This is a genomic window from Sphingosinicella microcystinivorans, from assembly GCF_027941835.1.
Classification (GTDB): domain Bacteria; phylum Pseudomonadota; class Alphaproteobacteria; order Sphingomonadales; family Sphingomonadaceae; genus Sphingosinicella.
Genome location: NZ_CP116005.1, coordinates 4052821 through 4074039 on the forward strand (window position 1 = coordinate 4052821; position 21219 = coordinate 4074039).

General features: G+C 67.8%; 18 protein-coding genes and 1 tRNA gene. 7 read left to right on the forward strand and 12 right to left on the reverse strand.

Annotation, left to right across the window (positions count from 1 at the left end):
• The first annotated feature begins 50 nt into the window (after window positions 1–50).
• Window positions 51–1187, forward strand: coding sequence for an aminotransferase class I/II-fold pyridoxal phosphate-dependent enzyme (locus PE061_RS19575; protein ID WP_271256883.1), 1137 nt, complete (start codon window positions 51–53; stop codon window positions 1185–1187).
• A gap of 28 nt (window positions 1188–1215) precedes the next feature.
• Here the strand turns inward: PE061_RS19575 and PE061_RS19580 are convergent.
• Window positions 1216–1290, reverse strand: a tRNA-Gln gene (locus PE061_RS19580).
• A 104-nt stretch (window positions 1291–1394) separates the two neighbouring features.
• A complete protein-coding gene (locus PE061_RS19585) occupies window positions 1395–2453 on the reverse strand; it encodes an MraY family glycosyltransferase (protein ID WP_271256884.1) in 1059 nt (352 codons plus the stop codon).
• Window positions 2454–2575: 122 nt separating this feature from the next.
• Here PE061_RS19585 and PE061_RS19590 point away from each other — a divergent pair, with 122 nt between their 5' ends.
• Together PE061_RS19590 and PE061_RS19595 are read left to right on the forward strand one after the other, a co-directional pair.
• Complete coding sequence (locus PE061_RS19590) at window positions 2576–3574, forward strand: GDP-mannose 4,6-dehydratase (protein ID WP_271256885.1); 999 nt, start codon at window positions 2576–2578, stop codon at window positions 3572–3574.
• Window positions 3575–3579: 5 nt separating this feature from the next.
• Entirely contained in the window at window positions 3580–4317 is a 738-nt protein-coding gene (locus tag PE061_RS19595) for a YdcF family protein (RefSeq protein ID WP_271256886.1), read from the forward strand.
• On the opposite strand, the gene PE061_RS19600 is transcribed toward PE061_RS19595, so the two are convergent.
• The 3 genes from PE061_RS19600 to PE061_RS19610 all read right to left on the reverse strand — a co-directional run bounded on the left by PE061_RS19600 (window position 4312) and on the right by PE061_RS19610 (window position 8676).
• Window positions 4312–5589, reverse strand: coding sequence for a nucleotide sugar dehydrogenase (locus PE061_RS19600; RefSeq protein WP_271256887.1), 1278 nt, complete (start codon window positions 5587–5589; stop codon window positions 4312–4314). The two genes, PE061_RS19595 and PE061_RS19600, sit on opposite strands and share 6 nt — an antisense overlap.
• Window positions 5590–5639: 50 nt before the next feature.
• Window positions 5640–8357 carry an SLBB domain-containing protein gene (locus PE061_RS19605; protein WP_271256888.1) on the reverse strand — a complete coding sequence of 906 codons (2718 nt, stop codon included), beginning with the start codon at window positions 8355–8357 and terminating at the stop codon, window positions 5640–5642.
• A gap of 109 nt (window positions 8358–8466) precedes the next feature.
• Window positions 8467–8676 (reverse strand): hypothetical protein, encoded by a 210-nt coding sequence (locus PE061_RS19610; RefSeq protein WP_271256889.1) that lies wholly within the window; start codon window positions 8674–8676, stop codon window positions 8467–8469.
• A gap of 226 nt (window positions 8677–8902) precedes the next feature.
• Here PE061_RS19610 and PE061_RS19615 point away from each other — a divergent pair, with 226 nt between their 5' ends.
• Entirely contained in the window at window positions 8903–9397 is a 495-nt protein-coding gene (locus PE061_RS19615; RefSeq protein WP_271256890.1) for a MarR family winged helix-turn-helix transcriptional regulator, read from the forward strand.
• Here PE061_RS19615 and proC read toward each other — a convergent pair.
• Entirely contained in the window at window positions 9394–10212 is an 819-nt protein-coding gene (gene proC, locus PE061_RS19620; protein ID WP_271256891.1) for a pyrroline-5-carboxylate reductase, read from the reverse strand. The genes PE061_RS19615 and proC overlap by 4 nt on opposite strands.
• Window positions 10213–10301: 89 nt before the next feature.
• Here proC and PE061_RS19625 point away from each other — a divergent pair, with 89 nt between their 5' ends.
• On the forward strand, window positions 10302–10634 hold the full coding sequence (locus PE061_RS19625; protein ID WP_271256892.1) for a hypothetical protein: 333 nt from the start codon (window positions 10302–10304) through the stop codon (window positions 10632–10634).
• 57 nt (window positions 10635–10691) lie between these two features.
• Here the strand turns inward: PE061_RS19625 and PE061_RS19630 are convergent, their stop codons facing one another.
• The 4 genes from PE061_RS19630 to PE061_RS19645 all read right to left on the reverse strand — a co-directional run bounded on the left by PE061_RS19630 (window position 10692) and on the right by PE061_RS19645 (window position 16868).
• Window positions 10692–14147, reverse strand: a complete 3456-nt coding sequence (locus tag PE061_RS19630) for an indolepyruvate ferredoxin oxidoreductase family protein (RefSeq protein WP_271256893.1) — start codon at window positions 14145–14147, stop codon at window positions 10692–10694.
• A gap of 197 nt (window positions 14148–14344) precedes the next feature.
• Entirely contained in the window at window positions 14345–14680 is a 336-nt protein-coding gene (locus PE061_RS19635) for a 2Fe-2S iron-sulfur cluster-binding protein (protein ID WP_271256894.1), read from the reverse strand.
• Window positions 14677–15804 carry a cysteine desulfurase family protein gene (locus PE061_RS19640; RefSeq protein ID WP_271256895.1) on the reverse strand — a complete coding sequence of 376 codons (1128 nt, stop codon included), beginning with the start codon at window positions 15802–15804 and terminating at the stop codon, window positions 14677–14679. The genes PE061_RS19635 and PE061_RS19640 overlap by 4 nt, the downstream gene beginning before the upstream one ends.
• A complete protein-coding gene (locus tag PE061_RS19645; RefSeq protein WP_420794354.1) occupies window positions 15801–16868 on the reverse strand; it encodes a cysteine desulfurase family protein in 1068 nt (355 codons plus the stop codon). The genes PE061_RS19640 and PE061_RS19645 overlap by 4 nt, the downstream gene beginning before the upstream one ends.
• Window positions 16869–16964: 96 nt before the next feature.
• On the opposite strand from PE061_RS19645, the gene PE061_RS19650 reads away from it, so the two are divergent.
• Entirely contained in the window at window positions 16965–17612 is a 648-nt protein-coding gene (locus PE061_RS19650; RefSeq protein ID WP_271256897.1) for an alpha/beta hydrolase, read from the forward strand.
• A 61-nt stretch (window positions 17613–17673) separates the two neighbouring features.
• Here PE061_RS19650 and PE061_RS19655 read toward each other — a convergent pair whose 3' ends face one another.
• Together PE061_RS19655 and PE061_RS19660 are read right to left on the reverse strand one after the other, a co-directional pair.
• A complete protein-coding gene (locus PE061_RS19655; protein WP_271256898.1) occupies window positions 17674–18759 on the reverse strand; it encodes a branched-chain amino acid aminotransferase in 1086 nt (361 codons plus the stop codon).
• A gap of 108 nt (window positions 18760–18867) precedes the next feature.
• On the reverse strand, window positions 18868–19956 hold the full coding sequence (locus PE061_RS19660) for an anhydro-N-acetylmuramic acid kinase (RefSeq protein ID WP_271256899.1): 1089 nt from the start codon (window positions 19954–19956) through the stop codon (window positions 18868–18870).
• A 32-nt stretch (window positions 19957–19988) separates the two neighbouring features.
• On the opposite strand from PE061_RS19660, the gene tyrS reads away from it, so the two are divergent.
• Window positions 19989–21212, forward strand: coding sequence for a tyrosine--tRNA ligase (gene tyrS / locus PE061_RS19665; protein WP_271256900.1), 1224 nt, complete (start codon window positions 19989–19991; stop codon window positions 21210–21212).
• The last annotated feature ends 7 nt before the right edge of the window (window positions 21213–21219 follow it).

Genomic DNA, 21219 nt, shown 5'->3' on the forward strand with positions numbered 1-21219 from the left:
GCCCGCCCCTCCCCTTGCGGCCGCGTCCTTACCGCTCTAACCCCGCCATCATGACAGCCGAGATCGACCCGTTCCACGCCATTGCCGTCAGCCGCCTTGCCCACCGCCTTTCGGCGGAGGGGCGCGAGGTCATCCACATGGAGTTCGGCCAGCCTTCGACCGGCGCGCCCGCAAAGGCGATCGCCGAGGCGCACCGCATCCTCGATACGGACGGCATGGGCTATTGGGAGAGCATCCCGCTCAAGACGCGCATCGCCCGGCACTACGGCGAGACCTACGGCGTCGCGCTCGACCCCGAGCAGATCATCCTCACCTGCGGCGCCTCGCCCGCCTTCGTGATGGCGCTCACCTGCCTGTTCGATCCCGGCGCGCGCGTCGCTCTGGCCCGGCCCGGCTATGTCGCCTACCGCAACACGCTGAAGGCGCTGCACATGGTGCCGGTGGAACTGGCCTGCGGCGAGACGGAGCGGTATCAGGTGACGGCAGCGGCGATCGAGGCGCTGGAACCGGCACCGGACGGCCTCATCGTCGCGAGCCCCGCCAACCCGACCGGCACGATCATCCCGAGGGATGAGCTTGCCGCGATCACCGAGGTCTGCCGCCGCCGCGGCATCCGCATCATCTCCGACGAGATCTACCACGGCATCAGCTACGTGGGGCCTGCGCACTCGATGCTGGAGTTTTCCGACCGGACACTCGTCGTCAACAGCTTCTCCAAGTACTTCAGCATGGCGGGCTGGCGTCTCGGCTGGCTGGCGGTGCCGCCCGACCTCATCGGCGCGGCGCGGGCGCGCATGGGCAACCTGTTCCTGACGCCGCCGTCGCTGGCGCAGCACGCGGGGCTCACCGCCTTCGAATGCCGCGACGAGCTGGAAGGCCATGTCACGACCTATGCTCGGAACCGCGAGTTGCTGCTGGAGGCGCTGCCGAAGATGGGGCTGCGCCGCATCGCGCCGCCGGACGGCGCCTTCTACATCTATGCCGACATCGGCCACCTGACCGACGACAGCATGGCCTTCTGCATGCGCATCCTCGAGGACACCGGCATCGCCACCGCCCCCGGCATCGACTTTGATCCTGTGGAAGGGCACCACTTCATGCGCTTCAGCTTCGCCGTCTCGACGGACCGCATCGAGCGCGCCATCGCCCTGCTGGGGCCGTGGTTCGCGCGGCAGAACGCGCGCTGACGGCGAGCCTCAAAGGCTCGAAAAGGCCTGGCTGGGGCGGGAGGATTCGAACCTCCGCATGGCGGTACCAAAAACCGCTGCCTTACCGCTTGGCTACGCCCCAATGCGCTGCTGAAAACGGCGAACGCCGTGCTTGCGGCGGCCCTTATAGCCGCTGTTTCGGCTTTGGAAAGAGGCGCCCGAGCGTTTCCGGGCGGGCGGACGCCATCAGGCGCGGACGCCGCGGCGGACCGTTCCGCCGCGTGTCGCGGCGAACAGCGTCGCCACGTACATGAAAGCGCCGAGGCCAAGCAGCGCAAGGCTGTAGACGGGGAACATCACGCCGAGGAAGTTCGGCAGCGCCACCAGCGCCGCGTAGATTCCAAGGCCCGCGGGCCAGCCCCAGCGCGCGTGCAGATAGTGGTGAAGATGGTTGCGGTCGCCCGAGAACGGGCTGCGGCCCTGCCCGATCCGCCACGCCATCAGCCGCACCGTATCGAGCACCGGCACCAGAAACAGCAGCGCCACCTGCCCCGCATCGAACGTCGCGAAGCTGTGGTTGTAAGCATAGATGGCGAGCAGGCCGAAAATCGCCGAGATACCGTAACTGCCGCCGTCGCCGAGGAACAGTACGCCCTTCATGTTGAACCAGAGCATGACCGCGAGGCTGCCGGCGATGCCAAACAGCAGGGGATCAAAAGGCTGCGGATTGCGAGCGAAGAGCACGGCCGTCCAGATCAGCGACAGCGCGAGCACGATGCCGTTCTTGCCGTCCGCCATGTTGACCGCGTTCAGAAGACCGATGAGGCAGATGAGCGTGAACAGCACCGACGCCCAGGGCGGCAGCAGGACAAGCTGGTCGGCCCCCGCGAAGCGCAGGAAGTCCACGCGCAGATCGGGCACTTCGACGATGGTCAGGACAAGAACGAACGAGGTGAGCGCCAGCCTGACCACCGGCGACAGGCCCATGCGGTCGTCGGCAAGACCGACGAGCGCCATCGTGCCCACCGCGAAGCCGAGCCACAGCACCTGCCAGTCGAGGAGCGCGGAATCCCTGCCGAGCAGGTGATAGAGCAGCAGCGCCGATACCTCGAACGCGGCAACGACGGCGAGGCCGCCGACCAAGGGGGTCACGCGGGCATGGCGCTTACGGCCGCCGAACGGATCGGGATAATCGAGCAGCCCGAGCAGGCTGCCGATGCGGCCGGCATTCAGCCCCACGAAAAGAGCGATACCGACGCCCAGCGCCGCGCAAAGCATGTTGAGGCTCATCGCCGTCATTGCCATGCCGTAGCCCCTTTTTCCGTCCACCTCTGCCGAGCTTACCGTTGCGACCCGGCGAGCGCTACGCTAACTCCCCTCAACGCGGCGACGTGGTGCAACGCTTCGCCTTTATGCAGGATGAATCAATGACTTTTCTCGTGACCGGAGCTGCGGGCTTCATCGGCTACCACCTCTCGGAGCGGCTGCTGTCGCGCGGCGAGCGGGTCATCGGGATCGACAACGTCAACGACTATTACAGCACGAAGCTGAAGCGCGACCGCATCGCCAATCTGGAACGGCGGCACAACGGTTTCACCTTCATCGAGCAGGACTTCGCCGACTTCGAAGGTCTCACGGCCGCGCTCGCGCCGCACCGGATCGAACGGATCGCCCATCTCGGCGCGCAGGCCGGGGTCCGCTACTCGCTGACGAACCCGCACGCCTACGTGCACTCGAACCTCGTCGGGCACCTCAACCTGATGGAGTATGCGCGGCATTCGGACAACGTGGAGCACCTCGTCTATGCCTCGTCGTCGTCGGTTTACGGCAAGAACGAGAAGCTGCCGTTCTCGGTGGAGGACCGCGTCGACCAGCCGATCTCGCTCTATGCGGCGACCAAAAAGGCCGACGAGTTGATGAGCGAGACCTACAGCCATCTCTACCGCCTGCCGCAGACGGGCCTCAGGTTCTTCACGGTGTACGGGCCGTGGGGGCGCCCCGACATGGCGATGTGGCTGTTCACCGACGCGATCCTGAAGGGCGAGCCGATCAAGGTGTTCAACGGCGGCGACATGCGGCGCGACTTCACCTACATCGACGACATCGTCTCGGGCATCGTCGCCTGCCTCGACAATCCGCCGCCCGACGACGGCAGCGTCAAGGCCGGCGGATCGGTGAGCCCGCACCGCGTCTACAACATCGGCAACCATCGTTCCGAAGAGCTGATGCACATGATCGCAGTGCTTGAAAAGGCGCTCGGCAGGACCGCGATCAAGCAGTTCGAACCCATGCAGCCCGGCGACGTGAAGGACACGTTCGCCGACATTTCCGCGATCGAGCGCGATCTCGGCTTCCACCCGACCACGTCGATCGAGGACGGCGTGCCCCGCTTCGTCGACTGGTTCCGCGCCTATCACGGCGTCTGACGGGCGTGTCGCTGAATTACCTGCTCTGGGCGCTTTTCGGCCCCTCGGCCTGGTTCGTCTGGCTGACGCTGTTTTCGGCGGCGTTTCTCTTCATCGGCGCAGCGCGCGCCGCGCGCGCGACGATCGTGCTGCTGGCGCTTTGGGTCGTTCTGTTCGCTATCCTGCCGACCGGGAACTGGCTGATGGACCGGCTGGAGGCGGCGTATCCGCGCCCGGCGGCAATGCCGGACCGCATCGACGCCGTGGCAGTGCTCGCCGGCGCGGAAAAACTGCACGTGTCGGCGCTGTCGGGTTCGCTGGAGTTCGGCCCGCACGGCGAACGGGTGAGCGAGGCGCTCGCGCTCGCCCGGACCTATCCGCACGCGAAGATATGGACCGTCGGCGGCGTTGCCTTCGGCGGAAGCCGCGACGTCGACTGGACGGCCGACTACTGGCGGCGCGCAGGGCTGGAGAAAGGCCGCATCGGCAAGATCGCGGGAACGCTCGACACCTGCACGAATGCGCAAGGGATTGCCCGGGCCCTGCCCGGCCAGCGCGTGCTGCTCGTCACGTCGGGCTTCCACATGCCGCGCGCCATGGCGTGCATGAAGGCGGCGGGGGTCGATGCGATTGCCTACCCGGTCGACCGGCAGGCGGGCGATCCCGGCATCTCACTCGCCTTCATGGACAACGTCGAACGCGCGGACCTTGCGCTCCACGAATATGCGGGCCTTGCCTGGTATCGACTGACCGGCCGCCTATAGCTGCCAGCGGTCGATGCCGGCGGGCAACGCCTTGCCGCGCAAGGCCCCCTTGATGTCGGCGACGAGGCCGCCGTCCTTCACGAGGCCGCCGATCGCCGCCGGATCCATCGCCAGATACTCGGCGTGCGGAACCGCGAGCACCACCGCCTCGTAACGACGCGAGAGCGCGTCAGGGTCGAGCGTGAGGTGATACTCGTGAACGGCTTCCTCGGGATCGGCGAGCGGATCGTGCACGGTGACGCTGTGGCCCAGCCATTTCAGCCGCTCGACGACATCGACCACCTTGGAATTGCGAAGATCGGGAACGTCCTCCTTGAAGGTGAGACCCATCACGAGAACGTCGCCGGCCTTGCGAAGCCGCTCGTGCACCCGGTCCGCCACATAGGCGCCCATGCTGTCGTTGATCGAGCGGCCCGCCAAAATAACCCGCGGCAGATGACCGAGCTGCTGCGCCTTGTAGCTGAGATAATAGGGATCGACACCGATGCAGTGACCGCCGACGAGGCCGGGGCGGAACGGCAGGAAGTTCCACTTGGTGCCGGCCGCATCGAGCACGTCGTAGACGGAAAGGCCGATCTTCTGGAAGATCTGCGTGATCTCGTTCACGAACGCGATGTTGATGTCGCGCTGCGCGTTCTCGATGACCTTCGCCGCTTCGGCCGCCTTGATCGAGGCGGCGCGGAACACGCCGCCCGTCGTCACCCTGCTGTAGAGCGACGCCACCTTCTCCAGCACTTCCGGGCTTTCCCCGGACACCACCTTGATGATCTTGTCGACCGTGTGTTCGCGGTCACCGGGGTTGATGCGTTCCGGCGAGTAGCCGAGGAAGAAATCCTTGCCCTGCCTGAGGCCCGACACGTTTTCGATGATGGGGCCGCAGAACTCCTCGGTGACGCCCGGATAGACCGTGCTCTCGTAGACGATCACGGGCTTCGAGGCCGAGGTTATGGCCGCCGCGAGCGCGCGCGTCGCGCCTTCGACGGGGCCGAGGTCGGGCTGGTTGGCGCCGTCGACGGGCGTCGGCACAGTGACGATGATGAACGCGGCGTCCGCGCAGGACGACATGTCGGACGCATACTTGAGGCTGCTGGCTTTCAGCGTTTCGCTGTCGATCTCGCGCGTCGCATCGTGCCCCTCTTTCAGCGCGGCGATGCGCGCGGCGTTGATGTCGACTCCGGTCGTGTCAAAATGGCGCGCAAGCGCCACCGCCAGCGGCAAGCCGACATAGCCGAGGCCGACGACGACGACCTTCGTTGCAGCATCAAGGCTCATGCGTTCTTTCCCACAGGTTCGGCGGCGGGCAACGGACCCGCTGCGGCTGGTTAGTTCCGGTCCGCCAGAATCGCGACGGATGCGACGGCTGTCGCCAATTGCCCGAAAATGGTTGCGACATCGCGAACGATGCCCAGCGTCCGCAGCGGCTGCAGGTTCTTCGGCACGATGATCGTGCTGCCGGGCGGCACGACGGCATTGGACCGCCGCCAGAAGCTCGACCGGACCGGCTGCGCGCTGCCGTTGGGCAGAACGAGGAAGACCCGGCCGCCATCCGCGGTGGACTGCGTTCCGCCGGCTTCTGCGACATACTCGGAAACCGACTTCCCCGGCTGGAACTGAAGCGCGCCCGGGTTGGAGACATCGCCGAGCGCAAGCACATAGGTCGGTTTCTTGGGGATATGCAGCGTATCGCCGCCGTCGAGGATGGGGTCGAGGTCGGAGCGCTGCGCGAGCACGCGCGGATCGGCCTCGATGACCATGCGCCCGACCGCCTCCGTTGAGGACAAGGTCTGGATCAACTCGCCTGCGGCGGCGATGGCCTGCCCGTTCACGTTCTCCTGCGAGGCCAGCGCGAGGAGCGACGTGTTGAGCTCGCGCGCCGTGCGCTTGAATCCTTCCTGCTGCTGGTCCCGCACGCTCCTGCGCGTGAAAACCGCGCCGTAGGGATATGCCTGATCCGTCAGGCCGCCGGCGCGGGCAACAAGCTCGGAGAGACGTTCGCCCTTGCGGATGGTGTAGAGCCCGGGGCTGTTGAACTCGCCGGTCAGCAGCACCGCGCCGGCTTCATAGGCCGCGCTGTTCGCCGTCACCCGGATATCGTCGCCCGCGCTCACGAGGACATTGGCAAGCCGGTCCTCTTGCCCTTCCGGCATTTCATATCGCCGGAACGCGCCGGCGGCGGGCGTAATATCCAGCATGGGGTCCCGCACGTTCGCCATGATGCCGTCGGACGCGGAGATCAGCGCCTCGGCGGAAATCGAACTCGCCACGGGATAGGCGCCCGGCCGGCGAACGGCCCCGCCCACGCTGACGCTGTGCTCGATCAGAACGGGCAGCAGTTCGGGGGCGTCCTCGAAGACCTCGGGACATTCAGCGCCCCGTTCACCATCGGCAGCCTGTCCTTGCCGCGTCTGGGATACGTCCAGCGGCTGATCAATCCCGCCGGCGCCGGTGAGCGCCCGCCCCGCGCTCGCAGCGACATCGCGACCTCCCCGCTCGACGGTGATGGTGCCGCGCGTGATCACGTTGAACCGGGGCGACTGCGTATCGGCGACGAGGCTCTCGAGCTTTTCGAGCGCAAGGCATTGCGGCCTCGGATTCGGCTGACCCAGAATGATCTGGCGTGTCGCGCTCGAATTCAGGAAGGCGATGTCGTCCGCACTGAAAACGTAGACGCGGTCGTCGCCGCGAAGGGCCACGGGGCGGCTGCGATCCAGCGCGCCGCGAAGGTCCGCCGCCTCGTAGCTGCGCATCCCGGTGAGCGGGTTGCGGCGGACGATGACGGCCATCGGCATATAGGTGCCGAGTTCCAGATCCTCGGGCCCGCCGATCAGATCGGCGAGCGTCGGGACGGCGGAAAGCGCACGAGGGCCGGGATTGCGGACGTGGCCCGCCAGCACCACCCGTTCGAACGCCGCGCCGGCGCTGCCCGACAGCACCTGCACGCCGTCTCCCGACCAGATGGCGACGGCAGTCCCCTGAGGACGCACGAAGGTTTCCCGTCCGTCCTCGCCGATGCGGCTGATCGCTATCTGGTATCCGCGCGGGTAGAGCGCGCCCCCGGCAAAAGCGAGCACGTCGCCGACACTCGCCGAACCGCGCAACTCGTAGATGCCGGGCCGCGCCACGGCCCCGGTCACGGCGACCGTGTCGCCGATCACCGGCACCACGATCCTGTCGCCGTCCTGCACCCGGATACGCGGCGCGGTGCCGATGCCGAGCAGCGCATAAAGGTCGACGGTCCGCGTCACGCCGCCCCGGACGAGGCGGATGTTGCGCAGGCTCCCCGCCTTGCGGACGCCGCCCGCGAGCGCGAGCGCATTCGCGATGTCCGACAGCGCCGTGACCTGATACTGGCCGGGCCGCTCCACCTCGCCGCCGACGAGGACCGTCGCGGACCGCACGCCGCCCAGCGACACGAACACGTCGGTGCCGAGAAGGTTCTGGCGCGTGGCTTCGGCAAGCGACGTGCGCACCGAGCCCAGCGTCCGACCCGCCGCGCGGATGGGCGGCAGGGTGCCGACGATCAGCCGGCCGTCGCGGGCCACGCGCGCGTTCTGGCTCGAATTGGTGGCCCCCTGAAACGTCACGACCAGCTCGTCGCCGGGACCCAGCACGTAGCCGTCGGAGACCTCGCCGGTCACGGAACCGGAGCCGCCTTCGGAAACCCGGAACAGGTCGTAGCCGAATTGTCGAAGCGACGTGTCGCCGAGCCGTTCGCGATACTGCCGCTCGACGGGCGACGGACGATAGAGGGAATCCAGCTGAATCCGAGATTGCTGGCGGCGCAGTTCGCGCTCTTCGCTCGTAATCTCCGTCGTCATCGGCAGCGCGACCCGGTCGCTCTGCTCGCGCGCGCGGTCGACCTGCGCTCCGGCATCCTGCGTGCCCTGCAACCGCCCCTGCAATTGCTCGATGACGCGCGGATCGACCTGCGCCGAGGCGGGCAGCGCCATGCCGAAGATCACGGCAGCCTGCAATGACCGCCGCACGAACGGAAGCGTCAGGGCATGGATTGCATTCGACGCCGCGCGCACGATTGCCATGCCCAGCCCTCTCCCGATCAAAATGGTCGTCACGCGTGATAGATAGCCGATAAATGCCAGTCAACTCGCCCGGACCCGTATGTGGGGCGGGCGGCGGCGCAGGACGCGCTCAGTCCGAAAGAATGGTTTCGACGGCCTTCAGCGCCTCCCCGTCGATGCGCTCGAAATCCGCTTCGCTCCGCGCAGACCAGTAAAGGCCCTTGTCAGCGTGATAGCGCTGATGAACGCTGCTCGCCTGACCTTGTGAGACGGGAGATGGCGTGACAATAAACGCGGCCGAAACAAAAAGCGCCGCCAAGGCCTGAACACGCAATTTCATACCGTATGCCTGTGCTTGGGGCCGGAACAGAGTTCCGGTCTCTTGATTTACTTTCTTTCCCCAACCGTGAGCTCGACTATAGGCCAGGTTTTACGAAATCAAGTCGTTAAACAATCATTTCGGTCGGATGTTCCGTTTTGCGGCCGAAGTGTGACTTCGCTCACACGGCGCCTGTACGGCCTTTCCCGTCTTCTCCTGAACCGCGATCCGTGCGAAATGCGTCAATATGGCTGACACTTTTTTGCCGCCGTCACCGCTGTTCCTGCGCGAGGCCGAGCTTCGCCGCGGGATCGAGCTTCTGTATTTCGGCTATTCCAGCCTGATCAAGCGCGCCGACGACAAGCTGGCGGGCACGCCTTACGGGCGGGCGCACCACCGCGCGTTGTATTTCATCGCCCGCCGACCGGGGCTCACCGTCTCGGAGCTGTTACGGCTGCTCGACATCACCAAGCAGTCGCTCGGGCGCGTGCTGACCGACCTCCAGGACGGGGGACTGGTGGAGCAGAAGATCGGCGAGCGCGACCGCCGGCAGCGGCGGCTGTTCCTCACGGACGCGGGCAGGACGTTCGAGCACGAACTCTTCGGCCTTCTGCGGCAGCGCATGGCCGAGGCCTATGCCGAGGCCGGGCAGCAGGCGGTGGGCGGCTTCTGGTCCGTTCTGCGCGGGCTGTTGCCGCCCGATCTGCGCGAAGCGGTCGCCGACCTCCAGCAGGGCGACTAGCGCCCTTCGGCGAGCTCCCGCGACCGGCTCGCGGCGGCGCGCACCGCGGCACGGACCAGCGACGGAAGGCCGGGATCGGCATCGAGCGCTTCGAGGCCGGCCTGCGTCGTGCCGCCCGGCGAGGTGACGGCCGCGCGCAGATCGCGCGCGCTGCGCGGATCGACCTCGGCGAGCGCGGAGGCGCCGACGACGGTGGCGCGGGCCAGCTTTTCGGCGAGTTCGGGCGGAAGGCCGGCGGCTTCACCGGCGGCGGCGAGCGCCTCGATGAAGCGGAAGACGTAGGCCGGACCGGAACCGGAGACCGCGGTGACGGCGTCGAACTGGCTTTCCGATTCGAGCCAGACGACCGGGCCGGCGCGTTCGAACAGGCGCTCGACCGAGACGCGTGCGCGCTCGGCAAGGCCGTTCGCGTAGAGCGCGGTGACGCCCTTGCCGATGGCGGCGGGCGTGTTCGGCATCGCGCGCACGACCGCGGCCTCGCCCGCGAACGCAGCGAGATCGGAAAGCATCGTGCCCGCCATGATCGAGACGACGGTCGTCTGCGGGCCGACAACGGCCGGAAGACCGGCAAGCGCGGCGGGCGCGACCTGCGGCTTCACGGCGAGCACGACCACGTCCGGACGCGGCAGCGTGCCCGCGGGCAAAGCCGGGAGATGCTCGACGCCTTCCGGCAGTCGCGGCGAACCGGGATCGACGACGACGATGGTTTCGGCGGCGTCCACCCAGCGCGCCAGCAGCGCGCTCCCCATGTTGCCGCAGCCGACCAGCCACAGCGTTCGGATTTTGTTCTCGTCCTGCATAGTCGAGGCGCTCATAGCCGGGCATCGCCGCAACCGCAATCGCGACTTTCGGAACCAACCGGGCAGCACATTGTTGTTGGGGGACCGAGGACAAGGAGATCGCTATGCAATCGAGGGTTTTTCGAGTCGCTACCGCGGCTGCCGCATTGACGGCATTGGGCGGGCTCGCCGCGTGCAACAGCCCGACCGAGCAGAAGGCGGAAGACCGCGCCGACGCCATCGAGAATCAGGCCGACGCGATGCGCGACAGCGCGGATGCACGGGCGGATCAGATGGAAGACACCGCCGATACACTGGACCCGACGCTGGACGGGGTCGATTCGACCGCCGAACAGTCGCTGGAGAACCAGGCCGAAGCCGTGCGCCAGCAGGGCGAGGCCAAGGCCGACGCCCTGGAGAACAAGGCGGACGCCGTTCGCGACGCTGCCGACAAGTAAGCGAACCCCCTCAGGAGGCCCGGAACCGCGCGAAAGCGGGGCCGGGCCTTTTTCATGTCATGCAGCCTGCCGAAGTGCCTCGCCGGGCCATTTCGCCCAGAGCGCCGCGGCGCGCTGGGCGACCTTTTTCGCCGCATCTTCCTTCACGGGACCATAGCCGCGCACATCGAGCGGCAGCGACGCGATGGCGGTCGCGAGGGCGATGTTGTCGGCGCGCAGGTCCTGCATCAACCGGTCGAGATCGGCCTCGTAGGCCGGGATCGCGGCACGTTCGTCCCTGCGCTCCTGCGAATATCCGAAGATGTCGAACGGCGTGCCGCGCAGGCCCTTCAGCTTCGCGAGCACCCTGAACACCGGCATGATCCAGGCGCCGAACTCGTACTTCTTCGGGCGGCCCGTGCGCGGGTCCGGCCGCGCGAACAGCGGCGGCGAAAGCTGCACCTTCATTTTGTAGTCGCCGCCGAACTGCTGCCCGATCGCCGCCGCGAAGCGACCGTCGGTGTAAAGGCGGCCGACCTCGTACTCGTCCTTGCAGGCCATGAGCTTGTAGAGCGACCGCGCCGCGGCCTGCGTCAGACAGTCGGAGTCGGGCTTCACCGCCGTTTCGGCTGCGCGCACGGCCGCGATCTTCGCCGCATAACGCTCCGCATAGGCGGCATTCTGGTAGGCCGCGAGGTCCTTGACACGGCGGGCGATCAGCTCGTCCAGCGTTTCCGAGAGCGGCTCGGGCGCGGGGCCCTTCGCGTCCTCCACCATCGCCATCACCGTGTCCGGCCGGTGCGCGAGCAGGCGGCCGAGCGCGAAGGCGCGCTTGTTGAACGGGATCGCGACGCCGTTGAGGTCGATCGCCGCCTCGATGCTCTCGTGGGCGAGCGGGATGAGGCCCTGCTGCCACGCGTAGCCGAGCATCAGCATGTTGGTGCCGATCGCGTCGCCGAGCAGCGCAGTCGCGATCTCGTCCGCCTTCACGAAGGTGGTGGCGTTGGGGTTCGCGGCCTTGCGGATCGCGCGCTCGATGGCGGCGTGCTGGAAGTCGAGATCACGGTCGCGCACGAAGTCGCTGACCGGCGAGATGTTGGCGTTCGCGACCACCGCCGTGCGGTTCGGCAGCATCAGGTTCTGCGCCGCCTTGTCCGCCGCGACCACGGCATCGAAGGCGAGCACGAGATCGGCCGAGCCGGCGATGATGCGCGGGCTGAGAAGCTGGTCGTCGCGGTCCGCGAGGCGGACATGGCTGTAGACCGCCCCGCCCTTCTGCGCGAGGCCCGCCATATCCGCCGTGGTGGACGCCTTGCCTTCGAGGTGCGCGGCCATGCCGAGCAGCGCCGAGATGGTGAGCACGCCGGTGCCGCCGATACCGGTGACGAAGATGTTGTAGCCGTGGCCGGGCGCGTTCAGCACCGGCTGCGGCACGCCGGAGAGGTCGACGTCTGCCGACTTCGCCTTGCGGATCTGCGCGCCTTCAACGGTGACGAAGCTGGGGCAGAAGCCCTTGAGGCACGAGAAGTCCTTGTTGCAGCTCGACTGGTTGATGCGGCGCTTGCGGCCGAACTCGGTCTCGACCGGCTCCACCGACACGCAGTTCGACTGCACCGAACAGTCGCCGCAGCCCTCGCAGACGGCGGTGTTGATGAACACGCGGCGGTCGGGATCGGGGAACCTGCCCTTCTTGCGGCGGCGGCGCTTCTCCGCGGCGCAGGTCTGGTCGTAGATGATGACCGTGGCGCCCTTCGTCTCGCGGAACTCGCGCTGGATGGCGGGCAGGTAGTCACGGTCCTTCACCGGCACGCCGGAGACGGTCCCGCCTTCGTAGCGCGACAGGTCTTCCGTCAGCACGACGACCTTCTTCGCGCCCTCGGCCTGCATCTGCGTGGCGATCTGCGCCACAGTGACGTCACCGTCGTGCGGCTGGCCGCCGGTCATGGCGACGGCATCGTTGTAGAGAATCTTGTAGGTGATGTTGACGCCCGCCGCGATCGACTGGCGCACGGCGAGGATGCCGGAGTGGAAATAGGTGCCGTCGCCGAGGTTCGCGAAGATGTGCGGCTCGTCGACGAACGGGGCCTCGCCGATCCACGGCACGCCCTCCCCGCCCATCTGCGTGAAGTTGCCGGTTTCGCGGTCCATCCACATCGACATGATGTGGCAGCCGATGCCCGCCATCGCGCGGCTGCCTTCCGGCACCTTCGTCGAGGTGTTGTGCGGACAGCCCGAGCAGAAATAGGGCGCGCGCTTGATCGGCGGCGCATAGCTTTCGGCGGCCTTCGCACGCTCCGCGAAGAAGGCGAGCCGGGCGCGGATGCGGTCGGTATCGTGATACTTCTGGATGCGGCTGGCGATGACGTGCGCGATCATGCCGGGGGTGAGTTCGTTGTCGGGATTGAGCAGCCATTCGCCGTGCTCGTCCTGCTTGCCGACGATGCGCGGGCGCACGTCCTCGCGCCAGTTGTAGAGCTGCCAGCGCACCTGATGCTCGATGAATTCGCGCTTTTCCTCGATGATGAGGATTTCCTCGAGGCCTTCGCAGAACTGGCGGATACCGTCCGGCTCCAGCGGCCACGGCATACCGACCTTGTAGATGCGAAGCCCGATGTCGCGCGCCACGGCCGCGTCGATGCCGAGCGCGTCGAACGCCTCCATCGTGTCGGCATAGGCCTTGCCGGTGGTGATGATGCCGAAGCGGGGCCGCGGCGTGTCCCACACCGTGCGGTCGATGCCGTTCGCCTTGGCGAAGGCCATCGCGGCGAAGCCCTTGTAGCGCTGAAGACGGGTATCCTCCTCGCGCCAGATGTCGCCTTCGCGGATGCCGAGGCCGCCTTCGGGCATCTCGAAGTCGCCCGGCACGATGATGCGGCGGTGCTCGTTCGCAAGGTCGATCGTCGCCGAGGTCTCGACCGTGTCGGCGGTCGCCTTGAAGCCGACCCACGTGCTCGCGAAGCGCGACATGGCGATGCCGAGCAGGCCGTATTCGACATATTCGTCGACGCTCGCCGGATAGAGAAACGGCACGAACGCGGCGAGGAAGTTGTGATCCGACTGGTGGGGCAGCGTCGAGGACTTGGCGCCGTGGTCGTCGCCGACGATGGCGAGGACGCCGCCGTGCTGCGAGGTTCCGGCCGCGTTCGCGTGCTTCAGCACGTCCATGGCGCGGTCGAGGCCGGGGCCCTTGCCGTACCAGATGCCGAACACGCCATCGAACTTGCGGTGCGGATTGAGGCCGACATGCTGCGTGCCCCAGACGGCGGTGGCGCCAAGCTCCTCGTTGACGCCGGGGACGAAGCGGATGTCCTGCGCTTCGAGCAGCTTCTTCGCGCGCCAAAGCTCCTGATCGTAGGTGCCGAGCGGCGAGCCGCGGTAGCCCGAGATGAAACCGGCGGTGTTGATGCCGGCGGCGCGGTCGCGCGCCTTCTGGATGAGGGGAAGCCGGACCAGCGACTGCACACCGCTCATGAACACCCGCCCGTCCTCGAGCAGGTACTTGTCGCTGAGCGTGATGGCCGGTTTCGTCGCCATTGGTCGATTCTCCCTCAATTAGGTCAGTTATACTGCCTTATCATTCTCCGAGCAAGAAAATTACAACGACAAGATGCCGATTTTTAGCGGATGTCGGCATCGAAATGTAAGATCATGAGCAAATTATGCCGAATGCAGACCATTGATTGGCAGGATTCATCTCAAGCCTCCGTCAAACGGCAGCAGAAAGACAGATTCTAGCGACTTTGCATGTTCACGGCCCCCGCGGGCATCCGCACCTCGAGCTCCGGCAGATCCGCCGCCGCGTAGAGCTGGCAGGCGAGCCGCGAATGCCGGGAGACGCCATAGGCGAAGTCCAGCATGTCCTCCTCCTCGACGCTCGGGCGCGGCAGCAGCGCCGCGTGCCGCTCCGCGACGATGACGTGGCAGGTGGAGCACGCCATCTGGCCTTCGCAGACGCCTTCGAGGGGCTGATCGTGCATCTGCGCGATCTCCAGCAGGCGCTCGCCGGGCTGCGCCTCCGCCTCGACGACGCGCGTGCCGTCCGCCGATATGAAGCGCACCAGCGTCACGCCGCCGTCTTCCGCTGCATGAGCACCGCCTCGCCGATCATGGCGGCGGCGGCGCGTACCTCGTCTTCGGTGGAGAAGCGCCCCCAGCCGATGCGGAGGCTCGCCTTCGCTTGCACGCGGCTGAGGCCGAGCGCTTCGAGGACATGGCTGTGCCGCCCCTTCGCGCTGGCGCAGGCCGCGCCCGAGGAGATGGAGACGCGGCGCAGGTCCGCGATCAGGCGGTCGCCGTCCAGCCCCTCGAAACGGAGATTGATGTTGCCGCGCCAGCGCTGCGCCGTGCTGCCGTTGATGGCGTGGGGTACATGGAGCGCGGCGAGGAAGGCGCCCCACAGCGCCTCGGCATGGGCGCGGTCCTTGTCCATGCGCGCGGCGGCGATCTCGGCGGCCTTGCCGAAGCCCACCGCGAGCGGCGCGGCGAGCGTGCCGGAGCGGAGGCCGTCGCCCTCCTGCCCGCCGCCGTGCATCTGCGGTTCGAGATCGAGGCCGGAGCGGACGACGAGCGCGCCGATGCCCTTCGGGCCGTAGATCTTGTGCGCCGACAGGCTCATCAGGTCGATGCCGAGCGCATCCATGTCGAGCGGAATCTTGCCGAAGCCCTGCGCCGCGTCGCAGTGGAACAGCGCGTCCGCATCGTGCGCGGCGGCGGCGATCCGGCCGAGCGGCTGGATGACGCCGATCTCGTTGTTGACCGCCATCACGGAGACGAGCGCCACGTCTTCTCCGAGCGCGGCCTGAAGCGCGGCGAGATCGACGAGGCCGTCACTGCCGACGCCGAGCACGGTGAGGTCGAAGCCGCGCGATTCGAGGAAGCGCGCGGTCTCCAGCACACAGCTGTGCTCGGTCGAGACAGTGACGAGGCGGCGGCGATCTGCGCGGGCCATGACACCCTTCAGCGCAAGGTTATTCGCCTCGGTCGCGCCGCTCGTGAAAACAACGGTTTCCGGCTGAACATTGAGAACGCGTGCGATGTGGCCGCGCGCAACGTCCACGGCGGCCTCGGCCTCCCAGCCGTAGCGGTGATTGCTGTGCGGGTTGCCGAACTTCTGCGTCCAGAAGGGCTGCATCGCCGCGACCACGGCGGGATCGGCGGGCGTCGTCGCCTGATAGTCGAGATAAATGTTCATGCCGCCTTCCTTGCCGCCGCGAGCGTTTCCCACGCCGCGCAGAAGGCGTCGATGTCGGCGGCCGTCGTCGTCCAGCCGAGGCTGACGCGGATCACCTCCAACGCCGCCGACGCCGCCATGCCCATCGCCGCGAGCACGTGGCTGGCGCCGACCTTGCCCGACGAGCAGGCCGAGCCGCTGGAAACGGCGATGCCCGCCATGTCGAAGCGGATGAGCTGCGTGGCGGCGGGGACGCCGGGCATCCGGATCATGCTCGTCGTCGGCAGGCGCGGCGCGGACGCAGCGACGATCTCGGCGCCGAGCGCCGCGAGGCGGGCCTCCATGCCGTCGCGCAGCTTGCCCGCGCGGTCCAGCCAGCCGGTGTCCGCGCGCCGGGCCTCGATCGCGGCGGCGAAACCGGCGATGCCGACGAGGTTCTCGGTGCCACCGCGATAGCCCCGCTCCTGCCCGCCGCCTTTCTGCACGGCGGCGAAGTCGTCGGCGCAGCGCACGACGAGCGCGCCGACGCCGGGCGGTCCGCCGAGCTTGTGCGCGGAGACGGCAACAAAATCGGCGGGCGGCAACGGCAGCTTGCCCGCCGTCTGCACGGCATCGCAAACGACGCGGGCACCGACAGCGTGGGCCGCCTCGACGATCGCGGCGACGGGCTGGATGACGCCGGTTTCGTTGTTGGCGTGCTGGACGGCGAGAAGATCGCCGGCCTCCAGCGCCGGAAGATGCGCGAGGCCGTTCGCGTCCACGGGCACGACCGCCGCGTCCGGCGCGGCGGCGAGGACGGCGGCGTGCTCGGTGGCAAGGACGAGACGGCGCTTCGCCTGCGCGCCGTTCAGCGCGAGCCCAATCGCCTCGGTGCCGCCGCTGGTGAACACCACCTGCTGCGGGAAGGCGCCGAGCGCGGACGCGATGCGCTCGCGGCAATCCTCCAGAAGCGCCTTCGCGCGGCGCCCCTCGACATGGACCGACGACGGATTCGCCCACGTCCGCGCCGCCTCCGCCATCGCATCGGCCGCAGCGGGATCCATCGGCGCGGTGGCGTTCCAGTCGAGATAGATTCGCGTCGTCAATTCCATGCCTTGCAGTCACCGCGACTCATCATTGAGTCCTGAAGGGCGTTTCCTATATAGGGATGCGCTTTCACGCGCACAGTATCAGGACCATAGATGCCCGAAGTGATTTTCCCCGGACCGGAAGGCCGGCTCGAGGGACGCTACCAGCCCGGCAACAAGCCGCGCGCTCCCGTCGCCATCCTGCTGCACCCTCACCCGCAGGGCGGCGGCACGATGAACAACGCCATCGTGCAGGCGATGTACCAGTCGTTCGTGAGGCGCGGCTTCGCGACGCTGCGTTTCAACTTCCGCGGCGTCGGCCGCAGCCAGGGGACGTTCGATCAGGGCATCGGCGAGCTTTCGGACGCGGCGAGCGCGCTCGACTGGCTCCAGCAGTTCAACCCCGAGGCGCCGGTCACGTGGGTCGGCGGCTTCAGCTTCGGCGCGTGGATCGGGATGCAGCTGCTGATGCGCCGCCCGGAGATCAAGGGCTTCATCTCGGTCGCGCCGCCCGCGAACATGTACGACTTCGGCTTCCTCGCGCCCTGCCCGTCCTCGGGCCTCATCGTGCAGGGCCTCGCCGATGAGGTGGTGGCGCACGGCGCGGTGCAGAAGCTCGTCGACAAGCTGAAGACGCAGAAGCACATCACCATCACCTACGAGACCGTCCCGGGCGCGAACCACTTCTTCGCGAACGAGATGAACGAGCTGATGGGCGTGATCGACGCCTATCTCGACATGCGGCTCGCGACGGACCGCTAGGAACCGAGCAAAAAAGAGCCCCCGGCCTCGTGCGAGACCGGGGGCTCTCTTTTTTCTGCGATCAGCCGACCTTGTGGATCCAGCCGCGTTCGTCGTTCGATTCGCCGCGCTGGATGCCGACGAGCGCCTCGCGCAGCTTCCGGGTGACGGGGCCGGTGGTCGTGCCGTCGCCGATCGTGAATTCGCCGCCCCGGAAACGCACCGTGCCGATCCCCGCGACGACCGCCGCCGTGCCGCAGGCGAACACCTCGCGCAGGCGGCCGCTTTCCGCGTCCGCCTTCCACTGGTCGAAGCTGTAGGGCTTCTCCTCCACCTTCAGGCCGTCGCCACGGGCAAGCTCGATGAGCGACGCGCGCGTGATGCCGGGCAGGATCGTGCCGAGCGGCGGGGTGACGAGGCTGCCATCGTCCATCACGAAGAAGACGTTCATGCCGCCCAGTTCCTCGACCCAGCGGCGCTCGGCCGCATCGAGGAACACGACCTGGTCGCAGCCCTCGCGGATCGCCTCGGCCTGCGCGATGAGGCTGCCCGCGTAGTTGCCGCCGCACTTCGCCGCGCCGGTGCCGCCGGGCGCGGCGCGGGTGTAGTTGTCCGAAACCCAGATCGTGACGGGCTTCCCGCCGCCCTTGAAATAGGGGCCCACGGGACTCGCGATCACGCAGAAGATGTAGTGCGCGGCGGGCTTCACGCCGAGGAACACCTCGTCCGCGAACATGAACGGACGGAGGTACAGGCTGCCTTCCCCGTCCGGGATCCAGTCGCGGTCGGCGGCGACCAGCTTCTCGACCGCCTCGACGAACAGCTCCTCGGGAATCCGCGGCATCGCCATGCGGTCCGCCGATTCGTTGAAGCGGCGCGCGTTCTCTTCGGGACGGAACATGGTGATCTCGCCGCCGCGCCCGCGATAGGCTTTCATGCCTTCGAAGATTTCCTGCGCGTAGTGCAGCACGGCGCTCGCCGGATCGAGCGAGAACGGCGCACGGGCGCGCACCTCGGCGTTGTGCCAGCCCTTCCCGTCGCTCCATTCGATCGTCACCATGTGATCGGTGAAGAGCTTCCCGAATCCGGGGTTTTCAATCAGCTTCGCGCGCTCCGCGGCGGGGACCGGCGTCGCGGGGGTGACGCGGAATTCAAGACCGGATGTCATCGTGCTCTCCTCAAACTCGCTGTTGCGGCCCGCGGTCCCAGCGCTTGCTCGTGCGCTGCATTAGAAAATTGCGCGGGCCTTTGGCAAGCCACCCGCCGTACAGACGTGTCAGGGCCGGAAGACGACCCCGCCCACGGTGGGCGACGGCACGCCGGTGGTGCCGGGGAAGCTGATTGGCAGGCCCTGAAGGCGCCGCACCGCCATGTAGGCGAAGCCCTCGGCCTCCATCGCGTCGCCGCGCCAACCGACCGTTTCGACCGGATCGGAGGGGATTCCCGTCCGCTCCGCGAGCATCCGCATCAGCGTGGGATTGTGCCGCCCGCCGCCGGTGACGAGCAGCCGCGCGGGCCATGCGGGAAGATGCGGAAGCGCGAGGCGCACCGTCTCGGCGGTGAAGGCGGTGAGCGTCGCCGCGCCGTCCGCCGCCGACAGGCCGCTGACGTCGTTCAGCGAAAAGGCGTGGCGATCGAGCGACTTGGGCGGCGGCAGAGCGAACCAGTCGAGGTCCGCCATGCGCGCCACGACCTCCTCGTGGACCACCCCCGAGGCTGCAAGCGCGCCGCCTGCGTCGTAGCCAATGCCCTGCGTGCCCCGCACCCAGTCGTCGATGAGCGCGTTGCCGGGGCCGGTATCGAAGGCGATCATGGTCTCGTCGGCACCGAGGAAGGTGATGTTGCCGACGCCGCCGAGGTTGAGCACGGCGACCGGCCCTTCGAGCCCCGAGGCGAGCGCGCGGTGATACACGGGAAGCAGTGGCGCGCCCTGCCCGCCCGCCGCGACGTCGGCGGCGCGGAAGTCCGCGACGACCGTGATCCGGAGCCGCTTCGCGAGCGCCGCACCGTCGCCGATCTGCCATGTCCAGCCGCGCTCCGGCCGGTGCGCCACCGTCTGGCCGTGGAAGCCGATGACATCCACCGCCGCATCATCGGCGAGCAGCGCGCGCACGGCACCGGCGTGCAGTGCCGTGATCTCGGCGGCGGTTTCGTCGATGACAGCGTCCGGGCCCGGCGCATCCTTGCCGAGCGCGCGCTCGATCGACGCGCGCAGCCGGCCGCGCGTCGTCTCCCCATAAGGGACGCTGAGGAAGCCGAGCGGACGCACGTGGGCCTCACCGTCCGTCTCGATGAGCGCGGCGTCGATGCCGTCCATCGACGTGCCGGACATCAGGCCGACGGCGCGATAAAGCCCGCTACTCATCCGCTCACCCCCATGCTATGCGCCCGCTCGCCATGACCGAATTCAAGTCCGATCTCCTACGCCTGCTCGATGCGCGCGGCTACATCCATCAGCAGACCGACGCGGCGGCGCTCGACGCGCTGGCCGAAAAGCAGGTCGTGCCGGGTTATATCGGCTTCGATCCCACGGCGCCGTCGCTGCATGTCGGCAGCCTCGTGCAGATCATGCTGCTCAGGCGCCTCCAGCAGACCGGCCACAAACCGATCGTGCTGATGGGCGGCGGCACCGGCAAGATCGGCGACCCGAGCTTCAAGGACGAGGCGCGGCGGCTGATGACGACCGAGACGATCGCGAGCAACGTCGCCTCGATCAAGCGCATCTTCGAACGATTCCTCGTGTTCGGCGACGGGCCGACCGATGCCGTGATGCTCGACAACGCCGAGTGGCTGGACCGGCTGGAATACATCCCGTTCCTGCGCGACATCGGCCAGCACTTCTCGGTGAACCGGATGCTGAGCTTCGATTCGGTGAAGCTGCGCCTCGACCGCGAGCAGTCGCTGTCGTTCCTCGAATTCAACTACATGATCCTGCAGGCCTACGACTTCCTCGAACTGTCGCGGCGCGCGGGCTGCCGCTTGCAGATGGGCGGCTCCGACCAGTGGGGTAACATCGTGAACGGCGTCGAGCTGTGCCGCCGCGTGGACGGAACCGAGGTGTTCGGCGTGACGACGCCGCTGATCACCACGGCCGACGGCGGCAAGATGGGCAAGACGATGGCGGGCGCGGTGTGGCTGAACGAGGATCTGCTCCCCGCCTACGACTACTGGCAATTCTGGCGGAACACGCACGACGCCGACGTCGGCCGGTTCCTGAGGCTGTTCACCGACCTGCCGCTGGACGAGATCGCCCGGCTGGAGGCGCTGGAAGGCGCAGAGATCAACGCCGCCAAGGAAGCACTGGCGAACGCGGCAACGGCGATGTGCCGGGGCGAGGATGCAGCCCAGGGCGCGGCGGAAACCGCACGCGCGACGTTTGCCGAAGGCGGTGCGGGCGAGGACCTGCCGCACATCGCCGCAAACGGCCCCATTCCGCTCGTCGATGCCCTCGTCGACCTCGGACTTTCAGCCTCGAAGGGCGAAGCACGCCGCCTGATCGCGCAGGGCGGTGCCCGCGTGAACGGCGAGGCCGTGACGGACGCGGCCGCGACGATCTCGGGCTCCGGCGCCGTGCGCGTGTCGGCGGGCAAGAAACGGCACGGCGTGGTGAATTTCGGATAAGGCGCGC

What these genes read in the sequence shown, in the direction of transcription:
- PE061_RS19640 (WP_271256895.1), bottom strand. Translation starts at nt 15,804, where the DNA reads ATGAACATTTATCTCGACTATCAGGCGACGACGCCCGCCGATCCCGCC.
- PE061_RS19605 (WP_271256888.1), bottom strand. Translation starts at nt 8,357, where the DNA reads ATGGCAATCGTGCGCGCGGCGTCGAATGCAATCCATGCCCTGACGCTT.
- PE061_RS19610 (WP_271256889.1), bottom strand. Translation starts at nt 8,676, where the DNA reads ATGAAATTGCGTGTTCAGGCCTTGGCGGCGCTTTTTGTTTCGGCCGCG.
- PE061_RS19650 (WP_271256897.1), top strand. Translation starts at nt 16,965, where the DNA reads ATGCCCGAAGTGATTTTCCCCGGACCGGAAGGCCGGCTCGAGGGACGC.
- proC (WP_271256891.1), bottom strand. Translation starts at nt 10,212, where the DNA reads ATGAGCGCCTCGACTATGCAGGACGAGAACAAAATCCGAACGCTGTGG.
- PE061_RS19590 (WP_271256885.1), top strand. Translation starts at nt 2,576, where the DNA reads ATGACTTTTCTCGTGACCGGAGCTGCGGGCTTCATCGGCTACCACCTC.
- PE061_RS19630 (WP_271256893.1), bottom strand. Translation starts at nt 14,147, where the DNA reads ATGGCGACGAAACCGGCCATCACGCTCAGCGACAAGTACCTGCTCGAG.
- PE061_RS19655 (WP_271256898.1), bottom strand. Translation starts at nt 18,759, where the DNA reads ATGACATCCGGTCTTGAATTCCGCGTCACCCCCGCGACGCCGGTCCCC.
- PE061_RS19660 (WP_271256899.1), bottom strand. Translation starts at nt 19,956, where the DNA reads ATGAGTAGCGGGCTTTATCGCGCCGTCGGCCTGATGTCCGGCACGTCG.
- PE061_RS19575 (WP_271256883.1), top strand. Translation starts at nt 51, where the DNA reads ATGACAGCCGAGATCGACCCGTTCCACGCCATTGCCGTCAGCCGCCTT.
- PE061_RS19615 (WP_271256890.1), top strand. Translation starts at nt 8,903, where the DNA reads ATGGCTGACACTTTTTTGCCGCCGTCACCGCTGTTCCTGCGCGAGGCC.
- tyrS (WP_271256900.1), top strand. Translation starts at nt 19,989, where the DNA reads ATGACCGAATTCAAGTCCGATCTCCTACGCCTGCTCGATGCGCGCGGC.
- PE061_RS19600 (WP_271256887.1), bottom strand. Translation starts at nt 5,589, where the DNA reads ATGAGCCTTGATGCTGCAACGAAGGTCGTCGTCGTCGGCCTCGGCTAT.
- PE061_RS19625 (WP_271256892.1), top strand. Translation starts at nt 10,302, where the DNA reads ATGCAATCGAGGGTTTTTCGAGTCGCTACCGCGGCTGCCGCATTGACG.
- PE061_RS19585 (WP_271256884.1), bottom strand. Translation starts at nt 2,453, where the DNA reads ATGGCAATGACGGCGATGAGCCTCAACATGCTTTGCGCGGCGCTGGGC.